General features: G+C 52.6%; 14 protein-coding genes. 13 read left to right on the forward strand and 1 reads right to left on the reverse strand.

Annotated elements, in window-relative coordinates; all coding sequences use genetic code 11:
* Positions 1 to 136 precede the first annotated feature (136 nt).
* From A9180_RS24965 to recD, 13 genes are all read left to right on the forward strand, one after another.
* Positions 137 to 283, forward strand: a complete 147-nt coding sequence (locus tag A9180_RS24965) for a hypothetical protein (protein ID WP_274540061.1) — start codon at positions 137 to 139, stop codon at positions 281 to 283.
* 352 nt (positions 284 to 635) lie between these two features.
* A complete protein-coding gene (gene rppH / locus A9180_RS17345; protein ID WP_064529837.1) occupies positions 636 to 1,166 on the forward strand; it encodes an RNA pyrophosphohydrolase in 531 nt (176 codons plus the stop codon).
* 12 nt (positions 1,167 to 1,178) lie between these two features.
* On the forward strand, positions 1,179 to 3,425 hold the full coding sequence (gene ptsP / locus A9180_RS17350) for a phosphoenolpyruvate--protein phosphotransferase (protein WP_064529838.1): 2,247 nt from the start codon (positions 1,179 to 1,181) through the stop codon (positions 3,423 to 3,425).
* 150 nt (positions 3,426 to 3,575) lie between these two features.
* On the forward strand, positions 3,576 to 4,451 hold the full coding sequence (gene lgt, locus A9180_RS17355; RefSeq protein ID WP_000204656.1) for a prolipoprotein diacylglyceryl transferase: 876 nt from the start codon (positions 3,576 to 3,578) through the stop codon (positions 4,449 to 4,451).
* Between the two features lie 6 nt (positions 4,452 to 4,457).
* On the forward strand, positions 4,458 to 5,252 hold the full coding sequence (gene thyA / locus A9180_RS17360) for a thymidylate synthase (protein WP_000816232.1): 795 nt from the start codon (positions 4,458 to 4,460) through the stop codon (positions 5,250 to 5,252).
* A gap of 185 nt (positions 5,253 to 5,437) precedes the next feature.
* On the forward strand, positions 5,438 to 5,908 hold the full coding sequence (locus A9180_RS17365) for a prepilin peptidase-dependent protein (protein WP_064529879.1): 471 nt from the start codon (positions 5,438 to 5,440) through the stop codon (positions 5,906 to 5,908).
* The gene (locus A9180_RS17370) at positions 5,899 to 6,462 is read left to right on the forward strand and encodes a prepilin peptidase-dependent protein (protein WP_064529839.1); all 564 of its coding nucleotides are present in this window, start codon (positions 5,899 to 5,901) and stop codon (positions 6,460 to 6,462) included. Before A9180_RS17365 ends, A9180_RS17370 begins: the two co-directional genes overlap by 10 nt.
* Positions 6,459 to 6,866 (forward strand): DUF2509 family protein, encoded by a 408-nt coding sequence (locus A9180_RS17375; protein WP_064529840.1) that lies wholly within the window; start codon positions 6,459 to 6,461, stop codon positions 6,864 to 6,866. The genes A9180_RS17370 and A9180_RS17375 overlap by 4 nt, the downstream gene beginning before the upstream one ends.
* Positions 6,851 to 7,174 carry a prepilin-type N-terminal cleavage/methylation domain-containing protein gene (locus A9180_RS17380; RefSeq protein WP_064529841.1) on the forward strand — a complete coding sequence of 108 codons (324 nt, stop codon included), beginning with the start codon at positions 6,851 to 6,853 and terminating at the stop codon, positions 7,172 to 7,174. Before A9180_RS17375 ends, A9180_RS17380 begins: the two co-directional genes overlap by 16 nt.
* Before the next feature lie 12 nt (positions 7,175 to 7,186).
* Complete coding sequence (recC, locus tag A9180_RS17385) at positions 7,187 to 10,555, forward strand: exodeoxyribonuclease V subunit gamma (RefSeq protein ID WP_064529842.1); 3,369 nt, start codon at positions 7,187 to 7,189, stop codon at positions 10,553 to 10,555.
* Positions 10,556 to 10,730: 175 nt separating this feature from the next.
* Positions 10,731 to 13,619 carry a pitrilysin gene (gene ptrA, locus A9180_RS17390; protein ID WP_064529843.1) on the forward strand — a complete coding sequence of 963 codons (2,889 nt, stop codon included), beginning with the start codon at positions 10,731 to 10,733 and terminating at the stop codon, positions 13,617 to 13,619.
* Positions 13,612 to 17,154, forward strand: coding sequence for an exodeoxyribonuclease V subunit beta (gene recB / locus A9180_RS17395; RefSeq protein ID WP_064529844.1), 3,543 nt, complete (start codon positions 13,612 to 13,614; stop codon positions 17,152 to 17,154). The genes ptrA and recB overlap by 8 nt, the downstream gene beginning before the upstream one ends.
* Positions 17,154 to 18,980, forward strand: a complete 1,827-nt coding sequence (recD, locus tag A9180_RS17400) for an exodeoxyribonuclease V subunit alpha (RefSeq protein ID WP_064529845.1) — start codon at positions 17,154 to 17,156, stop codon at positions 18,978 to 18,980. Before recB ends, recD begins: the two co-directional genes overlap by 1 nt.
* 286 nt (positions 18,981 to 19,266) lie before the next feature.
* Here the strand turns inward: recD and argA are convergent, their stop codons facing one another.
* A complete protein-coding gene (argA, locus tag A9180_RS17405; RefSeq protein ID WP_064529846.1) occupies positions 19,267 to 20,598 on the reverse strand; it encodes an amino-acid N-acetyltransferase in 1,332 nt (443 codons plus the stop codon).
* Positions 20,599 to 20,669 lie beyond the last annotated feature (71 nt).

Raw genomic sequence — 20,669 nt, forward strand, 5'->3', positions numbered from 1 at the left:
CCGAGTGTAACTTTTTCCACGAGTGTTATTCAATTGCATGATTTATATTGATTTTTAGTCTTCAGATAACCACGTTGCGCAACGTATGGGTAGGTTTTCCAAATCTGGTCACTGAAAATAAACAGGATCTTACACCATGTTATCCACAGAAAGCTGGGATAACTGTGAAAAACCCTCACTACTGTTTCCATTTACAGCCTTGACGTGCGACGAAACTCCAATTTTTAGGGGGGCAGTGCTTAACTTATTGGCACATTCTGTGGATAAATACGACATTGGTTGATCTTTCACCACCTCGTATGTGGCGAGTGTGATGCAGGTCACGAATTTACCTTTTTGGTAGTAATTTAGGCATCTAGTTCATTGATTAGTAATTATTATTTTGTAATGCCTGAATCAAGCTTGTTCAGAATGCTCTGGGTTTTCCCGTGGTAATTCCGTAGTTCTTCACAACTCTATCCACAGAAAAGGTGAATAAAAACGGTGATGTTCCCCCTCTGCTGTTTATAACTCTGCACTTAACTGTGAGTTATTCAATTGTTATTAGTGTGTAATGCCTTGCAGAGAGTGGTTTACCGCCTTCCTGGAGTATGAAACAATCATTCGCATATAAAGTTTTATTTTGAGGTAGTCCGGTGATTGATGACGATGGCTACCGCCCAAACGTAGGTATCGTGATTTGTAATCGTCAGGGGCAAGTAATGTGGGCCCGTCGATTTGGTCAGCACTCCTGGCAATTTCCGCAAGGCGGAATTAACCCCGGAGAATCCGCAGAACAGGCGATGTACCGTGAATTGTTTGAAGAAGTAGGATTAAGCCGCAAAGACGTTCGAATCCTTGCTTCAACACGTAACTGGTTGCGCTACAAATTACCAAAACGTTTGGTGCGTTGGGACACGAAGCCGGTGTGTATCGGCCAAAAACAAAAATGGTTTCTCTTGCAGCTGGTGAGCGGCGATGCGGAAATCAATATGCAAACCAGCAGTACACCAGAGTTTGACGGCTGGCGTTGGGTAAGTTACTGGTATCCGGTCAGACAGGTGGTGTCATTTAAACGTGATGTCTACCGCAGGGTAATGAAAGAGTTTGCGAGTGTTGTGATGGCGTTACAGGACAATGCGCCTAAACCACAAAACGCATCTACTTATCGACGTAAAAGAGGTTAAGTCACGCCAATTATGCTCACTCGCCTGCGCGAAATAGTCGAAAAGGTAGCCAGTGCTCCTCGCCTTAACGAGGCGTTGAATATTCTGGTTACCGACATCTGTCTTGCGATGGATACCGAGGTCTGTTCGGTCTACCTGGCCGATCACGACCGACGTTGTTACTACCTGATGGCGACTCGGGGGCTAAAAAAACCGCGAGGTCGTACCGTAACGCTCGCGTTTGATGAAGGGATCGTCGGCCTGGTTGGCAGGCTGGCGGAACCGATAAACCTTGCGGATGCGCAAAAACACCCCAGTTTTAAATATGTCCCCTCCGTAAAAGAAGAGCGTTTCCGTGCTTTCTTAGGCGTTCCGATTATTCAGCGTCGCCAATTGCTTGGCGTGCTGGTGGTGCAGCAAAGAGAGCTACGCCAGTACGACGAAAGCGAAGAATCCTTCCTGGTGACGCTCGCCACCCAGATGGCGGCCATTCTTTCCCAGTCGCAGTTGACTGCCTTATTCGGGCAATATCGCCAGACGCGAATCCGCGCATTACCAGCAGCACCTGGTGTGGCTATTGCCGAAGGCTGGCAGGATGCAACATTACCCTTAATGGAACAGGTGTATCAGGCATCAACGCTTGATCCAGCGTTGGAACGTGAGCGCCTGACCGGAGCGCTGGAAGAGGCAGCTAACGAATTTCGTCGCTACAGCAAACGCTTTGCTGCTGGGGCGCAGAAAGAAACTGCGGCCATTTTCGATCTTTACTCACACCTGCTTTCCGACACCCGTTTGCGTCGCGAACTGTTTGACGAGGTGGATAAAGGCTCGGTCGCAGAGTGGGCTGTGAAAACGGTAATTGAAAAATTTGCTGAACAGTTTGCCGCACTAAGTGATAACTATCTCAAAGAGCGCGCTGGCGATTTACGCGCACTGGGCCAGCGGTTGCTGTTTCACCTTGATGATGCGAATCAGGGGCCGAACGCCTGGCCGGAACGTTTCATTCTGGTGGCAGATGAATTGTCGGCGACGACCCTTGCGGAGTTGCCCCAGGATCGCTTAGTTGGCGTCGTCGTGCGCGATGGTGCGGCCAACTCCCATGCTGCGATTATGGTGCGCGCGCTGGGTATTCCTACCGTGATGGGGGCGGATATTCAACCTTCAGTGCTGCATCGTCGGACGCTGATTGTTGATGGTTATCGCGGAGAATTACTGGTCGACCCGGAACCGGTGCTGCTGCAAGAATACCAACGGCTAATTAGCGAAGAAAATGAGCTAAGTCGTCTGGCGGAAGATGACGTCAATTTACCCGCACAGTTAAAAAGCGGTGAGCGCATTAAAGTCATGCTCAATGCAGGTTTAAGCCCGGAACATGAAGAAAAACTGGGCAGTCGCATTGATGGCATCGGACTCTATCGCACCGAAATCCCTTTCATGCTGCAAAGCGGTTTCCCGTCGGAAGAAGAGCAGGTAGCGCAGTATCAGGGCATGCTGCAAATGTTCAATGATAAGCCCGTCACCCTGCGTACGCTGGATGTCGGTGCCGATAAACAACTGCCTTACATGCCGATCAGCGAAGAAAATCCATGTCTGGGTTGGCGTGGGATCCGCATTACACTCGATCAGCCGGAAATCTTTTTAATCCAGGTGCGGGCGATGCTGCGTGCCAATGCAGCAACGGGCAACCTGAACATCTTATTGCCGATGGTCACAAGCCTCGATGAAGTGGACGAAGCGCGTCGCCTGATCGAACGTGCCGGACGTGAAGTCGAGGAGATGATTGGCTATGCGATCCCGAAACCGCGCATCGGTATCATGCTGGAAGTGCCATCGATGGTGTTTATGTTGCCTCACCTGGCAAAACGGGTCGATTTTATCTCTGTTGGCACCAACGATCTGACTCAGTACATTCTGGCTGTTGATCGTAACAACACACGGGTTGCGAACATTTATGACAGCCTGCATCCTGCGATGTTACGCGCGCTGGCAATGATCGCCAGGGAAGCGGAAACGCAAGGGATAGATCTTCGTTTGTGTGGCGAAATGGCGGGAGATCCTATGTGCGTAGCGATCCTCATTGGACTGGGTTACCGCCATTTATCCATGAATGGGCGTTCTGTCGCGCGCGTAAAATATTTGCTGCGGCGCATTGATTTTGCCGAAGCGGAAAACCTTGCGCAGCGTAGTCTGGAAGCGCAACTGGCGACCGAAGTTCGTCATCAGGTTGCAGCATTTATGGAGCGTCGCGGTATGGGCGGGCTGATTCGCGGAGGGCTGTAGCGCGGATCATATACATATCTTTTAACGGTATCCGGCAACCAGCCTGGTCCCCTTGTGCTATTATTCGCACCTTTGGAGCGCCTGGAACCTGCGGCGCGCATTTCAATCGCTGTTCTCTTTCAGCGAAATAACAAGAACTTGTGGTGACAGATGACCAGTAGCTATCTGCATTTTCCGGAATTCGATCCGGTCATTTTCTCAATAGGACCCGTAGCGCTTCACTGGTACGGCCTGATGTATCTGGTGGGTTTCATTTTTGCGATGTGGCTGGCAACACGTCGGGCGAACCGTCCGGGGAGCGGCTGGACCAAAAATGAAGTTGAAAACTTACTCTATGCGGGCTTCCTCGGCGTTTTCCTTGGCGGACGTATTGGGTATGTTCTGTTCTACAACTTCCCGCAGTTTATGGCCGATCCGCTGTATCTGTTCCGCGTCTGGGACGGCGGCATGTCCTTCCACGGCGGCCTGATTGGCGTGATTGTGGTGATGATTATCTTCGCCCGCCGCACTAAACGTTCCTTCTTCCAGGTATCTGATTTTATAGCGCCGCTCATTCCGTTTGGTCTTGGCGCCGGGCGTCTGGGCAACTTTATTAACGGTGAACTGTGGGGCCGAGTTGATCCGAACTTCCCGTTTGCCATGCTGTTCCCGGGTTCCCGTACCGAAGATATTCTGTTGCTGCAAAACAATCCCCAGTGGCAATCCATTTTTGATACTTATGGCGTGCTGCCTCGCCACCCGTCACAGTTGTACGAAATGCTGCTGGAAGGTGTGGTGCTGTTTATTATCCTCAACCTGTATATTCGTAAACCGCGCCCGATGGGAGCCGTGTCTGGCTTGTTCCTGATTGGCTACGGCGCGTTTCGCATCATTGTTGAGTTTTTCCGCCAGCCCGACGCGCAGTTTACCGGCGCCTGGGTGCAGTACATCAGCATGGGGCAAATTCTTTCCATCCCGATGATTGTCGCGGGTGTTTTCATGATGGTCTGGGCATATCGTCGCAGCCCACAGCAACACGTTTCCTGAGGAACCATGAAACAGTATTTAGAACTGATGCAAAAAGTGCTCGACGAAGGCACACAGAAAAACGACCGTACCGGAACCGGAACGCTTTCCATTTTTGGTCATCAGATGCGTTTTAACCTGCAGGATGGATTCCCGCTGGTGACAACCAAACGTTGCCACCTGCGTTCCATCATCCACGAACTGCTGTGGTTCCTGCAGGGCGACACCAACATTGCTTATCTGCATGAAAACAATGTCACTATCTGGGACGAATGGGCTGATGAAAACGGTGATCTCGGCCCGGTATATGGCAAACAGTGGCGCGCCTGGCCAACGCCGGATGGACGTCATATTGACCAGATAACCACAGTGCTGAACCAGTTGAAAAACGACCCGGATTCCCGCCGCATTATTGTTTCAGCGTGGAACGTGGGGGAACTGGATAAAATGGCACTGGCGCCATGCCATGCGTTCTTCCAGTTTTATGTGGCAGACGGCAAACTCTCTTGCCAGCTTTATCAACGCTCCTGTGACGTCTTCCTCGGCCTGCCGTTTAACATCGCCAGCTACGCGTTACTGGTGCATATGATGGCGCAGCAGTGCGATCTTGAAGTGGGTGATTTTGTCTGGACTGGTGGCGACACGCACCTGTACAGCAACCATATGGATCAAACCCATCTGCAATTAAGCCGTGAACCGCGTCCGCTGCCGAAGCTGATTATCAAACGTAAACCCGAATCCATCTTCGACTACCGTTTCGAAGACTTTGAGATTGAAGGCTACGATCCGCATCCGGGCATTAAGGCACCGGTGGCTATCTAATTACGAAACATCCTGCCAGAGCCGACGCCAGCGTGCGTCGGTTTTTTTTTATCCCCTGTTAAATTCTTCGAGACTCCTTCCCGAAATTTTGCAACGCCCTGCAACAGGGTAAGTTGTCCGGAAGACGCGCCGAAGAAATAGAAACTGGCACTCGTCTTTTTTTCTTTGCGACGCATACTGCCAGCATGAAAAAACAACGTGGTTATACGCTGATTGAAACGCTGGTCGCGATGCTGATTTTGGTCATGTTAAGTGCAAGTGGACTCTATGGCTGGCAGTACTGGCAGCAGTCGCAACGGTTATGGCAAACCGCCAGCCAGGCGCGAGACTATTTGCTCTATTTACGTGAGGATGCCAACTGGCATAACCGCGACCACAGTATCAGTGTCATCAGGGAGGGAGCGTCATGGTGTCTTGCAAGTGCTGCCGTTGGGGCGAATACCTGTCATGGCAGTTCACCGCTGGTCTTTGTGCCTCGCTGGCCCGAAGTCGAAATGAGCGACCTGACACCTTCGCTTACTTTCTTTGGCCTACGCAATACCGCATGGGCCGGACATATTCGCTTCAAAAATTCTACGGGCGAGTGGTGGTTGGTGGTTTCGCCATGGGGAAGGCTTCGACTTTGTCAGCAAGGAGAAACAGAAGGATGCTTATAAAAGAGCAAGGATTTTCCCTGCTGGAAGTGCTGATTGCTATGGCGATCAGCAGCGTACTGTTGCTGGGGGCTGCACGGTTTCTGCCCGCATTACAGCGTGAAAGTTTGATGACTACTCGCAAGCTGGCGCTGGAAGATGAAATATGGCTGCGAGTATTTACAGTCGCGAAGCATCTCCAGAGAGCAGGTTATTGTCATGGAACCTGCTCTGGTGAAGGGCTGAAAATTGTTGGACAGGGTGACTGCATCATTGTGCAGTGGGATGCGAACAGTAACGGCATCTGGGAGCATGAGCCGGGAAAAGAATCCGACCAGATTGGATTTCGGCTAAAAGACAATGTTCTGGAAACGCTACGCGGTACGACATCCTGTGAAGGTAAGGGGTGGGATAAATTGACTAATCCAGATGCCGTCACTATCGAAACTTTTCAGGTTACCCGACAGGATAACAGCGGCTTCGCGCCGGTGCTGACGGTTAATATGCACGCTGCCAGCAAGGCTGATCCGCAAACCGTGGTGGATGCCAGCTATAGCGTGACAGGATTCAACCTGTGAACCGCGAAAAGGGTGTTTCATCGTTGGCACTGGTCCTGATGCTGCTGGTTTTGGGGAGCTTGCTGTTACAAGGAATGAGCCAGCAGGATCGTAGTTTTGCCTCTCGGGTGACTATGGAAAGCCAGTCATTGCGCCGTCAGGCCATTGTGCAGTCAGCGCTTGAGTGGGGGAAAATGCATGCCTGGCAGACACAGCCTGCAGTTCAGTGCTCACAGTACGCTGCAACCGATGCCCGAGTTTGTCTGCGTTTACTGGCAGATAATGAAATCTTGCTGATTGCCGTTTATGAAGGCGTTTCATTGTGGCGAACAGGCGAAGTGAACGATGGAAAGATTGTTTTTTCGCCACGCGGCTGGAGTGATTTCTGCCCGCAAAAAGAGGGGGCGTTATGTCAGCTTCCCTGAAGAATCAACAAGGCTTTAGCCTGCCGGAAGTGATGCTGGCAATGGTGCTGATGGTGATGATTGTCACTGCGTTATCGGGGTATCAGAGAACACTAATGAACAGTCTTGGCAGCAGAAACCAGTACCAACAACTTTGGCGGCATGGCTGGCAGCAAACGCAACTGCGCGCGATTTCGCCACCTGCAAACTGGCAGGTCAACCGAATGCAGACATCGCAGGCGGGATGTGTCAGCATCAGCGTTACGCTATTTTCACCCGGGGGCAGAGAAGGCGAGATGACCCGCCTGCATTGCCCGAATCGTCAGTAGTCAGGAGCCGCTATGTTAAGGGTCTACCATTCCAATCGTCTGGACGTACTGGAAGCGTTGATGGAGTTTATTGTCGAACGCGAACGGCTGGACGATCCTTTCGAGCCAGAAATGATTCTGGTGCAAAGTACCGGTATGGCGCAGTGGCTGCAAATGACCCTGTCGCAGAAGTTCGGCATTGCGGCAAACATTGATTTTCCGCTGCCTGCAAGCTTTATCTGGGATATGTTTGTCCGTGTATTACCGGAGATCCCCAAAGAGAGCGCCTTTAACAAGCGGAGTATGAGCTGGAAACTGATGACTCTGCTGCCGCAACTACTTGAGCGCGAAGATTTTACACTATTGCGTCATTACCTGACTGACGATAGCGACAAGCGAAAACTGTTTCAGCTTTCCTCAAAAGCGGCGGACCTGTTTGACCAATATCTGGTCTATCGTCCGGACTGGCTGGCACAGTGGGAAGCAGGACATTTGGTTGAAGGGCTGGGAGAAGCGCAGGCCTGGCAAGCACCGTTGTGGAAGGCGCTGGTGGAATATACCCATGAACTCGGGCAACCGCGTTGGCACCGTGCCAATCTCTATCAACGCTTTATCGAAACGCTGGAGTCTGCAACGACTTGCCCATCCGGCTTACCTTCGCGCGTCTTTATATGCGGTATTTCCGCGTTACCGCCAGTTTATCTCCAGGCGCTACAGGCGCTGGGTAAACATATTGAAATCCATCTCCTGTTTACCAACCCTTGCCGTTATTACTGGGGCGATATTAAAGATCCTGCTTATCTGGCAAAACTGCTGACCCGCCAGCGTCGACACAGTTTTGAAGATCGTGAATTGCCGCTATTTCGCGATAGCGAAAATGCCGGACAATTATTTAATAGCGACGGTGAACAGGATGTCGGCAACCCGCTGCTGGCCTCCTGGGGCAAGTTGGGGCGCGACTATATCTTTCTTCTTTCCGATCTGGAGAACAGTCAGGAGTTGGACGCCTTTGTCGATGTCACGCCAGACAATCTGTTGCATAACATACAGTCCGACATTCTGGAACTGGAAAACCACGCCGTTGCGGGCGTGAACCTCGAAGAGTTTTCCCGTAGTGATAACAAACGCCCGCTTGACCCACAGGATAGCAGCGTTACCTTCCATGTTTGCCATAGCCCACAACGTGAAGTTGAAGTTTTGCACGATCGCCTGCTGGCGATGCTGGAAGAAGATCCGACACTCACTCCGCGCGACATCATCGTGATGGTGGCCGACATCGACAGCTACAGTCCGTTTATTCAGGCCGTGTTTGGCAGTGCGCCAGCGGATCGGTATCTGCCATATGCCATTTCCGACCGTCGGGCGCGGCAGTCGCATCCTGTACTTGAAGCGTTTATCAGCCTGTTATCGTTGCCGGACAGCCGCTTTGTGTCGGAGGACGTGTTAGCACTGCTGGACGTGCCGGTACTGGCGGCGCGGTTTGATATCACCGAAGAAGGGCTACGTTATTTACGTCAGTGGGTTAATGAATCTGGCATTCGCTGGGGGATTGATGACGACAACGTGCGCGAGCTGGAACTCCCCGCCACCGGGCAACACACCTGGCGATTTGGTCTGACGCGCATGTTACTAGGCTACGCAATGGAAAGCGCACAGGGTGAATGGCAATCGGTCCTTCCTTACGATGAATCGAGTGGCTTAATTGCGGAGCTGGTAGGACACCTGGCGTCACTGCTAATGCAGCTAAACATCTGGCGTCGCGGGTTGGCGCAGGAACGACCGCTTGAAGAGTGGCTGCCGGTTTGCCGCGATATGCTCAATGCCTTCTTCCTGCCGGATGCGGAAACCGAAGCGGCGATGACGCTTATTGAGCAACAATGGCAGGCGATTATCGCTGAAGGTTTGGGTGCACAGTATGGCGAAGCAGTGCCGCTATCGTTGTTACGTGATGAACTGGCACAACGCCTGGATCAAGAACGTATCAGCCAGCGTTTTCTCGCAGGTCCGGTCAACATTTGTACTCTGATGCCAATGCGTTCCATCCCATTCAAAGTGGTTTGCCTGCTGGGGATGAACGATGGAGTTTACCCGCGGCAGCTTGCGCCATTGGGCTTTGACCTGATGAGCCAGAAACCGAAGCGTGGTGACCGCAGCCGTCGCGATGACGACCGCTATCTGTTCCTGGAAGCGTTAATATCCGCGCAACAAAAACTCTATATCAGCTATATTGGCCGCTCTATCCAGGATAACAGCGAACGATTCCCGTCGGTTCTGGTGCAGGAACTGATCGACTACATCGGGCAAAGCCATTATCTACCGGGCGATGAAACGCTTAACTGTGATGAAAGCGAGGCAAGGGTAAAAGCGCATCTTACTTGTCTCCATACCCGGATGCCGTTTGACCCACAAAACTACCAGCCCGGTAACTTACAAAGCTATGCGCGCGAGTGGCTACCCGCGGCCAGTCAGGCAGGTAAGGCACATTCTGAATTTGTTCAGCCGCTGCCGTTTACCTTGCCGGAAACCGTGCCGCTGGAGACGCTACAACGATTCTGGGCGCATCCGGTGCGGGCGTTTTTTCAGATGCGTTTGCAGGTGAACTTCCGTACCGAAGACAGCGAAATCCCCGACACCGAACCATTTATTCTGGAAGGGCTTAGTCGTTATCAAATCAACCAGCAGTTATTAAATGCACTGGTCGAGCAGGATGATGCCGAACGCTTGTTCCGCCGATTCCGGGCGGCAGGGGATTTGCCGTATGGCGCCTTTGGTGAAATTTTCTGGGAAACGCAGTGTCAGGAGATGCAGCAACTTGCCGACAGAGTTATTGCCTGTCGTCAGCCGGGCCAGAGCATGGAAATCGATCTCGCCTGCAACGGCGTGCAGATAACGGGCTGGCTGCCGCAGGTCCAGTCGGATGGCCTGTTGCGCTGGCGCCCATCTTTATTAAGTGTGGCGCAAGGGATGCAACTTTGGCTGGAACACCTTGTCTACTGTGCCAGCGGCGGTAATGGTGTGAGTCGCCTTTTTCTGCGTAAAGATGGCGAATGGCGCTTTCCGCCACTTGAAGCAGAGCAGGCTTTACATTACCTCTCACAACTGATTGAGGGGTATCGTGAAGGTATGTCCGCGCCGTTGCTGGTGTTACCTGAAAGCGGCGGCGCATGGCTAAAAACCTGTTATGACGCAGAAAACGATGCCATGCTGGACGACGAATCCACGTTGCAAAAAGCCCGTACGAAATTCCTTCAGGCTTACGAAGGCAACATGATGGTGCGTGGCGAAGGTGATGATATCTGGTATCAGAGGCTATGGCGGCAATTAACGCCAGAGACAATGGAAGCCATCGTTAAACAGTCGCAACGTTTCCTGTTACCGCTGTTTCGCTTTAATCAGTCATGAGTGCTGTATAAAAATTGCGCAATTCATTCGCTTACTTTATGATGCGCACCAGTCACGGACTGATGGATATATAGACATAGGCTGACTCGTTCAGCACAAGATTAAATTCTACCGGATGATTATCGTTAACGTGTTGAATCTGGTTGGAAAATAAAGTTGATAATGAGGTCCGTGAATGCCCCGCAGCACCTGGTTCAAAGCATTATTGTTGTTTGTTGCCCTCTGGGTTCCCTTAAGTCAGGCAGAAACGGGATGGCAGCCGATTCAGGAAACCATCCGTAAAAGTGATAAAGATAACCGCCAGTATCAGGCCGTACGTCTGGATAACGGTATGGTGGTCTTGCTGGTTTCTGACCCGCAGGCGGTTAAATCGCTCTCGGCGCTGGTGGTGCCTGTTGGATCGCTGGAAGATCCCAAGGCTTATCAGGGGCTGGCGCATTACCTTGAACACATGAGTCTGATGGGGTCGAAAAAGTACCCGCAGGCTGATAGCCTGGCCGAATATCTCAAAATGCACGGCGGCAGTCACAATGCCAGCACTGCGCCGTATCGCACGGCTTTCTATCTGGAAGTTGAGAACGACGCCTTGCCCGGTGCGGTAGACCGCCTGGCCGATGCTATCGCTGACCCCTTGCTCGACAAGAAATACGCCGAACGTGAGCGTAATGCGGTGAATGCCGAATTAACCATGGCGCGTACGCGTGACGGGATGCGCATGGCGCAGGTCAGCGCAGAAACCATTAACCCGGCACACCCCGGTTCAAAGTTTTCTGGCGGTAACCTCGAAACTTTAAGCGACAAACCTGGTAACCCTGTGCAGCAGGCGCTGAAAGATTTCCACGAGAAGTACTATTCTGCCAATCTGATGAAGGCGGTTATTTACAGCAATAAACCGCTGCCGGAGTTGGCAAAAATGGCGGCGGATACCTTCGGTCGCGTGCCGAACAAAGAGAGCAAAAAACCGGAAATCACCGTGCCGGTAGTCACCGACGCGCAAAAGGGCATTATCATTCATTATGTTCCGGCGCTGCCGCGTAAAGTGCTGCGCGTCGAGTTTCGTATTGATAACAACTCGGCGAAATTCCGTAGTAAAACCGATGAATTGATTACCTATCTGATTGGCAATCGCAGCCCTGGAACGCTTTCTGACTGGCTGCAAAAACAGGGATTAGTTGAGGGCATTAGCGCCAACTCCGATCCTATCGTCAACGGCAACAGCGGCGTTTTAGCGATCTCTGCCTCTTTAACCGATAAAGGTCTGGCTAATCGTGATCAGGTTGTGGCGGCAATTTTTAGCTATCTCAATCTGTTACGTGAAAAAGGCATTGATAAACAATACTTCGATGAACTGGCGAATGTGCTGGATATCGACTTCCGCTATCCGTCGATCACCCGCGATATGGATTATGTCGAATGGCTGGCGGATACCATGATTCGCGTTCCTGTTGAGCATACGCTGGATGCGGTCAATATTGCCGATCAGTACGATGCAAAAGCAGTAAAAGAACGTCTGGCGATGATGACGCCGCAGAACGCGCGTATCTGGTATATCAGCCCGAAAGAGCCGCACAACAAAACAGCTTACTTTGTCGATGCGCCGTATCAGGTCGATAAAATCAGCGAACAAACTTTCGCTGACTGGCAGAAGAAAGCCGCCGACATAGCGCTCTCTTTGCCGGAGCTTAACCCCTATATTCCTGACGATTTCTCGCTGATTAAGACAGAGAAGAAATACGACCATCCAGAGTTGATTGTGGATGAATCGAACCTGCGTGTGGTGTATGCGCCGAGCCGTTATTTTGCCAGCGAGCCAAAAGCCGATGTCAGCCTGATTTTGCGTAACCCGAAAGCCATGGACAGCGCCCGTAATCAGGTAATGTTTGCGCTTAATGATTATCTCGCAGGGCTGGCGCTTGATCAGTTAAGCAACCAGGCGTCGGTTGGCGGTATTAGTTTTTCCACCAACGCTAACAACGGCCTTATGGTTAATGCTAATGGTTACACCCAGCGTCTGCCGCAGCTGTTTCAGGCATTGCTCGAGGGGTACTTTAGCTATACCGCTACGGAAGATCAGCTTGAGCAGGCGAAATCCTGGTATAACCAGATGATGGATTCCGCAGAAAAGGGCAAAGCGTTTGAGCAGGCGATTATGCCCGCACAGATGCTTTCCCAGGTGCCTTACTTCTCGCGTGATGAACGGCGCAAAATTTTGCCTTCCATCACGTTGAAAGAGGTGCTGGCCTATCGTGACGCCTTAAAATCAGGGGCCCGACCAGAGTTTATGGTTATTGGCAACATGACCGAAGACCAGGCAACAACACTGGCACGTGATGTGCAAAAACAGTTAGGGGCTGATGGTTCAGAGTGGTGTCGTAACAAAGATGTACTGGTCGATAAAAAACAATCCGTCATCTTTGAAAAAGCCGGTAACAGCACCGACTCCGCACTGGCAGCGGTATTTGTACCAACCGGCTACGATGAATACACCAGTTCAGCCTACAGTTCTCTGTTGGCGCAGATTGTACAGCCGTGGTTCTATAATCAGTTGCGTACCGAAGAACAGCTGGGCTATGCCGTGTTCGCGTTCCCAATGAGCGTAGGGCGTCAGTGGGGCATGGGCTTCCTGCTGCAAAGCAACGAAAAACAACCATCGTACCTGTGGGAGCGTTACAAGGCCTTTTTCCCGACAGCAGAAGCGAAACTGCGGGCGATGAAGCCAGAAGAGTTTGCGCAAATCCAGCAGGCGGTTATTACCCAGATGCTGCAGGCACCGCAAACACTCGGCGAAGAGGCATCGAAGTTAAGTAAAGATTTCGATCGCGGCAATATGCGCTTCGATTCGCGTGATAAAATCGTGGCACAGATTAAACTGCTGACGCCGCAAAAACTGGCCGATTTCTTCCATCAGGCGGTAGTCGAGCCGCAAGGCATGGCTATCCTGTCGCAGATTTCCGGCAGCCAGAATGGGAAAGCAGAATATGTACACCCTGAAGGCTGGAAAGTGTGGGAGAACGTCAGCGCGTTGCAGCAAACAATGCCCCTGATGAGTGAAAAGAATGAGTGATGTCGCCGAGACACTAGATCCTTTGCGCTTGCCCTTACTGGGCGAGCGCCTGATTGAAGCCTCTGCCGGCACAGGCAAAACCTTTACGATTGCGGCGCTCTATTTGCGCCTGTTACTTGGACTAGGCGGTTCTGCCGCCTTTCCCCGCCTGCTGACCGTTGAAGAACTGCTGGTGGTGACCTTTACCGAGGCTGCCACCGCAGAATTGCGCGGTCGTATCCGTAGCAATATCCACGAGTTGCGCATCGCCTGTTTGCGTGAAACCACCGACAACCCTCTTTACGCGCGCCTTCTGGAAGAGATCGACGATAAAGCACAGGCCGCGCAGTGGTTGCTGTTAGCCGAACGGCAGATGGACGAAGCGGCAGTCTTTACCATTCACGGTTTTTGCCAGCGTATGCTCAACCTGAATGCCTTTGAATCCGGCATGTTGTTTGAGCAGCAATTGATTGAAGATGAATCGCTACTGCGCTACCAGGCCTGCGCCGATTTCTGGCGTCGCCATTGCTACCCGCTGCCGCGTGAAATTGCCCAGGTAGTCTTTGAAACCTGGAAAGGGCCGCAGGCGTTGCTGCGCGATATTAATCGTTATCTGCAAGGGGAAGCGCCGGTTATCAAAGCACCGCCGCCCGATGATGAAACGCTGGCTTCCCGCCACGCGCAAATTGTGGCGCGTATCGATGGCGTAAAACAGCAGTGGCGTGATGCGGTGGGCGAACTGGATGCACTGATCGAATCTTCTGGTATTGATCGCCGCAAGTTTAACCGTAGCAATCAGGCTAAATGGATAGACAAGATCAGTGCCTGGGCAGAAGAAGAGACAAACAGTTATCAGTTACCGGAGTCGCTGGAAAAATTCTCTCAGAGTTTCTTAGAAGATCGCACGAAAGCGGGGGGCGAGACGCCGCGCCATCCGCTGTTTGAGGTGATCGATCAACTGCTTGCAGAACCATTGTCGATCCGCGATCTGGTGATCACCCGCGCGTTGGCTGAGATCCGCGAAACGGTAGCGCGTGAAAAACGTCGCCGTGGCGAACTGGGGTTTGACGACATGTTAAGCCGGCTCGATTCCGCGCTGCGTAGCGAAAGCGGTGAGGCTCTGGCGACAGCGATCCGTACGCGATTCCCGGTGGCAATGATCGACGAATTTCAGGACACAGACCCGCAGCAGTACCGGATTTTTCGCCGTATCTGGCACCATCAGCCGGAAACCGCATTGTTGCTGATAGGTGACCCGAAACAGGCCATTTATGCATTCCGTGGTGCGGATATCTTCACCTACATGAAGGCGCGCAGCGAAGTTCACGCGCACTACACCTTAGATACCAACTGGCGTTCCGCACCGGGAATGGTGAACAGCGTAAATAAGCTATTCAGCCAGACTGATGACGCTTTCATGTTTCGCGAAATACCGTTTATCCCAGTGAAATCAGCCGGGAAAAATCAGGCACTGCGTTTTGTATTTAAAGGAGAAACGCAGCCGGCGATGAAAATGTGGTTGATGGAAGGCGAAAGCTGCGGCGTTGGCGATTATCAAAGTACCATGGCACAGGTATGTGCCGCGCAAATCCGCGACTGGTTACAGGCCGGGCAGCGGGGCGAAGCGTTGCTGATGAACGGCGATGATGCTCGTCCGGTACGCGCTTCGGACATCAGTGTGCTGGTGCGCAGCCGCCAGGAGGCCGCCCAGGTGCGCGATGCCTTAACGCTGCTGGAAATCCCTTCCGTTTACCTTTCGAACCGCGACAGTGTTTTTGAAACTCTGGAAGCGCAGGAGATGCTTTGGCTGTTGCAGGCGGTGATGACGCCCGAACGAGAGAACACCCTGCGTAGTGCGCTGGCAACGTCAATGATGGGGCTGAACGCACTGGATATCGAAACGCTGAACAATGACGAAAATGCGTGGGACGCGGTGGTCGAAGAGTTCGATGGTTATCGGCAAATCTGGCGCAAACGCGGCGTCATGCCAATGCTGCGGGCGCTGATGTCGGCGCGCAACATTGCAGAAAACCTGCTGGCAACGGCAGGTGGCGAGCGGCGTCTTACTGACATCTTGCATATCAGCGAACTGCTACAAGAAGCTGGAACGCAGCTGGAAAGTGAACATGCGCTGGTACGCTGGTTATCGCAACATATCCTCGAACCCGACAGTAATGCCTCCAGCCAACAAATGCGTCTCGAAAGCGACAAATATCTGGTGCAGATCGTCACGATCCACAAATCGAAAGGGCTGGAATATCCGCTGGTCTGGCTGCCGTTTATCACCAATTTCCGTGTACAGGATCAGGCGTTCTATCACGATCGAGGCTCGTTTGAAGCTGTTCTGGATCTTAACTCTGCGCCAGAAAGCGTGGATCTCGCTGAAGCCGAGCGTCTGGCTGAAGATCTGCGTTTGCTTTACGTGGCGCTCACGCGTTCGGTCTGGCACTGCAGTCTCGGTGTTGCGCCGCTGGTGCGCCGTCGTGGCGATAAAAAAGGTGACACCGACGTTCATCAAAGTGCGCTCGGGCGCTTGCTGCAAAAAGGGGAACCGCAAGATGCGGCAGGGCTTCGTGCCTGTATTGAAGCATTGTGTGATAAGGATATTGCCTGGCAAACGGCACAAACTGGCGCTAACCAGCCATGGCAGGTTAATGATGCTTTAACTGCTGAACTGAATGCCAGGACATTACAACGATTGCCCGGCGATAACTGGCGCGTTACCAGCTACTCCGGTTTGCAACAGCGTAGTCACGGTATCGCCCAGGATTTGATGCCTCGGCTGGATGTCGATGCCGCAGGCGTTGCCAGCGTCGTTGAAGAAGCGACGTTAACACCGCATCAGTTCCCGCGCGGTGCGTCACCGGGGACGTTCTTGCACAGTTTGTTTGAAGACCTGGATTTTACCCAGCCGATTGACCCGAACTGGATGCGGGAAAAACTGGAACTTGGTGGTTTTGAAGCGCACTGGGAACCGGTGTTAACCGAGTGGATCAGCGCTATTCTTCAGGCGCCGCTCAATGAAACCGGCGTTACTCTGAGTCAGCTTTCCGCCCGTGATAAACAGGTGGAGATGGAGTTTTACCTGCCGATTAGCGAGCCGCTTATCGCCAGTCAGCTTGATACGTTAATCCGCCAGTTTGACCCGCTATCCGCAGGCTGCCCGCCGCTGGAGTTCATGCAGGTACGCGGCATGTTAAAAGGTTTTATTGACCTGGTGTTTCGCCACGAAGGGCGTTATTACCTGCTCGACTATAAATCCAACTGGTTGGGTGAAGACAGTTCGGCTTACACCCAACAGGCTATGGCAGCGGCGATGCAGGCACACCGCTATGATCTGCAATATCAGCTTTATACCCTGGCGCTGCACCGTTATCTGCGCCATCGCATTGCTGATTACGACTATGAACGCCACTTTGGCGGCGTTATCTATCTGTTTCTGCGTGGCGTTGATAAAGAACATCCGCAACAAGGGATCTACGCGACCCGACCCAACGCCGGGTTGATTGCCCTGATGGATGAGATGTTTGCCGGTATGACCCTGGAGGAGGCGTGATGAAATTGCAAAAGCAATTACTGGAAGCTGTGGAGCACAAACAGCTACGCCCGCTGGACGTGCAGTTTGCCCTGACCGTGGCGGGAGATGAACATCCTGCAGTCACCCTTGCGGCGGCACTGTTAAGCCACGACGCCGGAGAAGGGCACGTCTGTTTGCCGCTTTCACGACTGGAAAATAACGAAGCCTCGCATCCGCTGTTGGCGACCTGTGTCAGTGAAATCGGTGAGCTACAAAATTGGGAAGAGTGCTTGCTGGCTTCACAAGCGGTCAGCCGGGGAGATGAGCCAACGCCGATGATCCTCTGTGGCGATCGCCTTTATCTGAATCGCATGTGGTGTAATGAGCGCACAGTGGCACGCTTTTTCAACGAAGTGAATCATGCCATTGAGGTGGATGAGACGTTGCTGAAGCAAACGCTGGATAAACTCTTCCCGCCAGGTGATGAGATTAACTGGCAAAAAGTGGCGGCAGCAGTGGCGCTGACGCGGCGCATTTCGGTAATTTCCGGCGGCCCCGGCACAGGTAAAACGACGACCGTGGCGAAGTTGTTAGCAGCGTTAATTCAGATGGCCGACGGTGAACGCTGTCGTATCCGCCTGGCCGCGCCAACGGGGAAAGCTGCTGCGCGCTTAACCGAATCGCTTGGCAAAGCTTTGCGCCAGTTACCGCTGACCGATGAACAAAAGAAACGCATACCGGAAGATGCCAGTACCTTGCACCGCCTCCTGGGCGCGCAGCCGGGTAGTCAGCGTTTACGCCACCATGCGGGTAACCCGCTGCATCTTGATGTGCTGGTGGTGGATGAAGCGTCAATGATCGATCTGCCTATGATGTCGCGGTTGATCGATGCCTTGCCCGATCATGCGCGAGTGATCTTCCTCGGCGATCGTGATCAACTGGCCTCCGTTGAGGCTGGAGCTGTGCTGGGGGATATCTGCGCTTATGCCAATGCGGGCTTTACCGCAGAGCGCGCCGGGCAGTTAAGTCGCTTAACAGGAAGTCACGTTCCAGCGGGAAGCGGCACAGAAGCGGCATCACTGCGCGACAGTCTCTGCCTGCTGCAAAAAAGTTACCGTTTCGGCAGCAACTCTGGCATTGGTCAGTTAGCTGCGGCTATCAATCGCGGCGATAAAACGGCAATGAAAACGGTTTTTCAGCAGGATTTTACTGACATCGAAAAACGGCTTTTACAGAGCGGCGAAGATTATATTGCGATGCTTGAGGAAGCTCTTGCCGGTTACGGACGTTATCTGGATCTGCTGCAAGCGCGTGCCGAGCCGGATTTAATCATTCAGGCGTTTAATGAGTACCAGCTTTTGTGCGCCCTGCGGGAAGGTCCATTTGGCGTGGCTGGACTGAATGAGCGAATTGAGCAGTTTATGCAACAGAAGCGCAAAATCCATCGGCATCTGCACTCACGCTGGTACGAAGGCAGGCCAGTGATGATTGCCCGCAATGACAGCGCGCTTGGGTTGTTTAATGGCGATATCGGTATTGCGCTGGATCGCGGGCAGGGGACGCGCGTCTGGTTTGCGATGCCGGATGGCAATATCAAGTCAGTGCAACCGAGTCGCTTGCCGGAGCACGAAACTACGTGGGCGATGACGGTACATAAATCGCAGGGATCGGAGTTCGACCATGCGGCGTTGATTTTACCGAGCCAACGCACGCCGGTAGTAACGCGAGAGCTGGTTTACACCGCAGTGACACGCGCGCGTCGACGTTTGTCATTGTATGCCGATGAACGCATTTTAAGTGCGGCAATCGCCACGCGCACCGAGCGGCGTAGCGGGCTGGCAGCGTTGTTTGGTGCGCGGGAGTGAACGTAAATGCCTGATGCGACGCTGGCGCGTCTTATCATGCCTACGGTGTGCTGCGTAGGTCGGATAAGGTGTTCACGCCGCATCCGGCGATGAGTGCCAATGCCTGATGCGATGCTGGCGCGTCTTATCATGCCTACGGAGTGCTGCGTAGGTCGGATAAGGCGTTCACGCCGCATCCGACGATGAGTGCCAATGCCTGATGCGATGCTGGCGCGTCTTATTATGCCTATGGAGTGCTGCGTAGGTTGGATAAGGCGTTCACGCCGCATCCGGCGATTTCCATCGCTTATCCCAAATCCGCCATCAACACTTTGGATTTACGCTGGTAGTTATACAACTGCTTTTTGCTCTCCGGCAGCAAATCAATATCCACCGGGGTAAATCCACGTTCCTGGAACCAGTGAATACTGCGCGTGGTCAGTACAAACAATTTGCTTAAGCCGCTTTGCTTCGCCTGGGCCGCTATGCGTTCCAGCAAAACTTCGCCCCTTGATGAACTGCGGTAATCCGGATGTACAGCCACGCACGCCATTTCACCTATCTTCTCTTCCGGGAATGGATAGAGTGCTGCGCAGGCAATAGTCGTGTTATCGCGCTGAATAATAGTGAATTTATCGATTTCCATCTCCAGTTGTTCGCGAGAACGACGCACCAGAATACCCTGCTGCTCAAGTGGACGGATCAACTCCAGAATGCCGCCAATATCGTTGATTGTTGCGCGACGAATCTGCTCGGCGCTTTCCATCACAATCTGTGTACCGATACCGTCGCGTGAGAACAGCTCTTGCAACAGCGCGCCGTCTTCCTGATAACTGATTAAATGACAGCGACGTACGCCGCTGCGACAGGCTTTCACCGCGCCTCGCAAAAAGCGCACCGTACCAGAGTTGTAATCGCCTTTCTCTTCCTGGGCTTCTACCCGCGCTTGCGCCTCGTTAGGGAAAAGTTCGGAGACAATATCGCCATCGTCATTGGTGACACCTTGCGAAGAGCAAAAACCTATCATCTTCTCGGCTTTCAGTTTGATGGCCAGCTGAGTGGCAATCTCTTCCGAGGTCAGGTTAAAGCTCTCGCCAGTGACCGAAACCGCCACCGGCCCCATCAGTACAATCGCACCGCTGTCCAGTTGGCGATGAATCGCTTCTTCATCAATCCGCCGGATGCGCCCGCTATGGCAGTAATCCACACCATCATCTACGCCCAGCGGCTGGGCAATAATAAAATTGCCGCTGACGACGTTGATATGCGCGCCTTGCAATGGCGTGTTGTTGAGGCTCATTGACAGGCGAGCGGTAATATCCAGCTGTAACGTACCCGCAGCCTGCTTCACCAGCTCCAGCGTTTTGGCGTCGGTCACGCGCGTATTCTTGTGATATAGCGGCTCATGGTGATGCGCTGCCAGATTTGCGTCGATCTGGGGACGTGCGCCATAAACCACCACCAGACGAATGCCGAGGCTATGCAATAACCCAATGTCATTGACAATACTGGAGAAATTTTCATGCTCAATGGCTTCTCCGCCGAGCATGATGACAAACGTTTTTCCCCGGTGGGTATTGATATAGGGAACCGAATGGCGGAATCCCTCGACCAGCTCGGTTTTACGTTCCTTTACCACGGCACACCTCTTTGCATGATTATTCGAAATTACTGTATTTTTATTCTGTTTTTTCGCCGTGTGCAAGTGCG

It is taken from the genome of Escherichia sp. B1147 (genome assembly GCF_001660175.1).
Lineage (GTDB): Bacteria > Pseudomonadota > Gammaproteobacteria > Enterobacterales > Enterobacteriaceae > Escherichia > Escherichia whittamii.

What these genes read in the sequence shown, in the direction of transcription:
- A9180_RS24965 (WP_274540061.1), top strand. Translation starts at nt 137, where the DNA reads ATGTTATCCACAGAAAGCTGGGATAACTGTGAAAAACCCTCACTACTG.
- ptsP (WP_064529838.1), top strand. Translation starts at nt 1,179, where the DNA reads ATGCTCACTCGCCTGCGCGAAATAGTCGAAAAGGTAGCCAGTGCTCCT.
- lgt (WP_000204656.1), top strand. Translation starts at nt 3,576, where the DNA reads ATGACCAGTAGCTATCTGCATTTTCCGGAATTCGATCCGGTCATTTTC.
- thyA (WP_000816232.1), top strand. Translation starts at nt 4,458, where the DNA reads ATGAAACAGTATTTAGAACTGATGCAAAAAGTGCTCGACGAAGGCACA.
- A9180_RS17365 (WP_064529879.1), top strand. Translation starts at nt 5,438, where the DNA reads ATGAAAAAACAACGTGGTTATACGCTGATTGAAACGCTGGTCGCGATG.
- A9180_RS17370 (WP_064529839.1), top strand. Translation starts at nt 5,899, where the DNA reads ATGCTTATAAAAGAGCAAGGATTTTCCCTGCTGGAAGTGCTGATTGCT.
- A9180_RS17380 (WP_064529841.1), top strand. Translation starts at nt 6,851, where the DNA reads ATGTCAGCTTCCCTGAAGAATCAACAAGGCTTTAGCCTGCCGGAAGTG.
- recC (WP_064529842.1), top strand. Translation starts at nt 7,187, where the DNA reads ATGTTAAGGGTCTACCATTCCAATCGTCTGGACGTACTGGAAGCGTTG.
- ptrA (WP_064529843.1), top strand. Translation starts at nt 10,731, where the DNA reads ATGCCCCGCAGCACCTGGTTCAAAGCATTATTGTTGTTTGTTGCCCTC.
- recB (WP_064529844.1), top strand. Translation starts at nt 13,612, where the DNA reads ATGAGTGATGTCGCCGAGACACTAGATCCTTTGCGCTTGCCCTTACTG.
- recD (WP_064529845.1), top strand. Translation starts at nt 17,154, where the DNA reads ATGAAATTGCAAAAGCAATTACTGGAAGCTGTGGAGCACAAACAGCTA.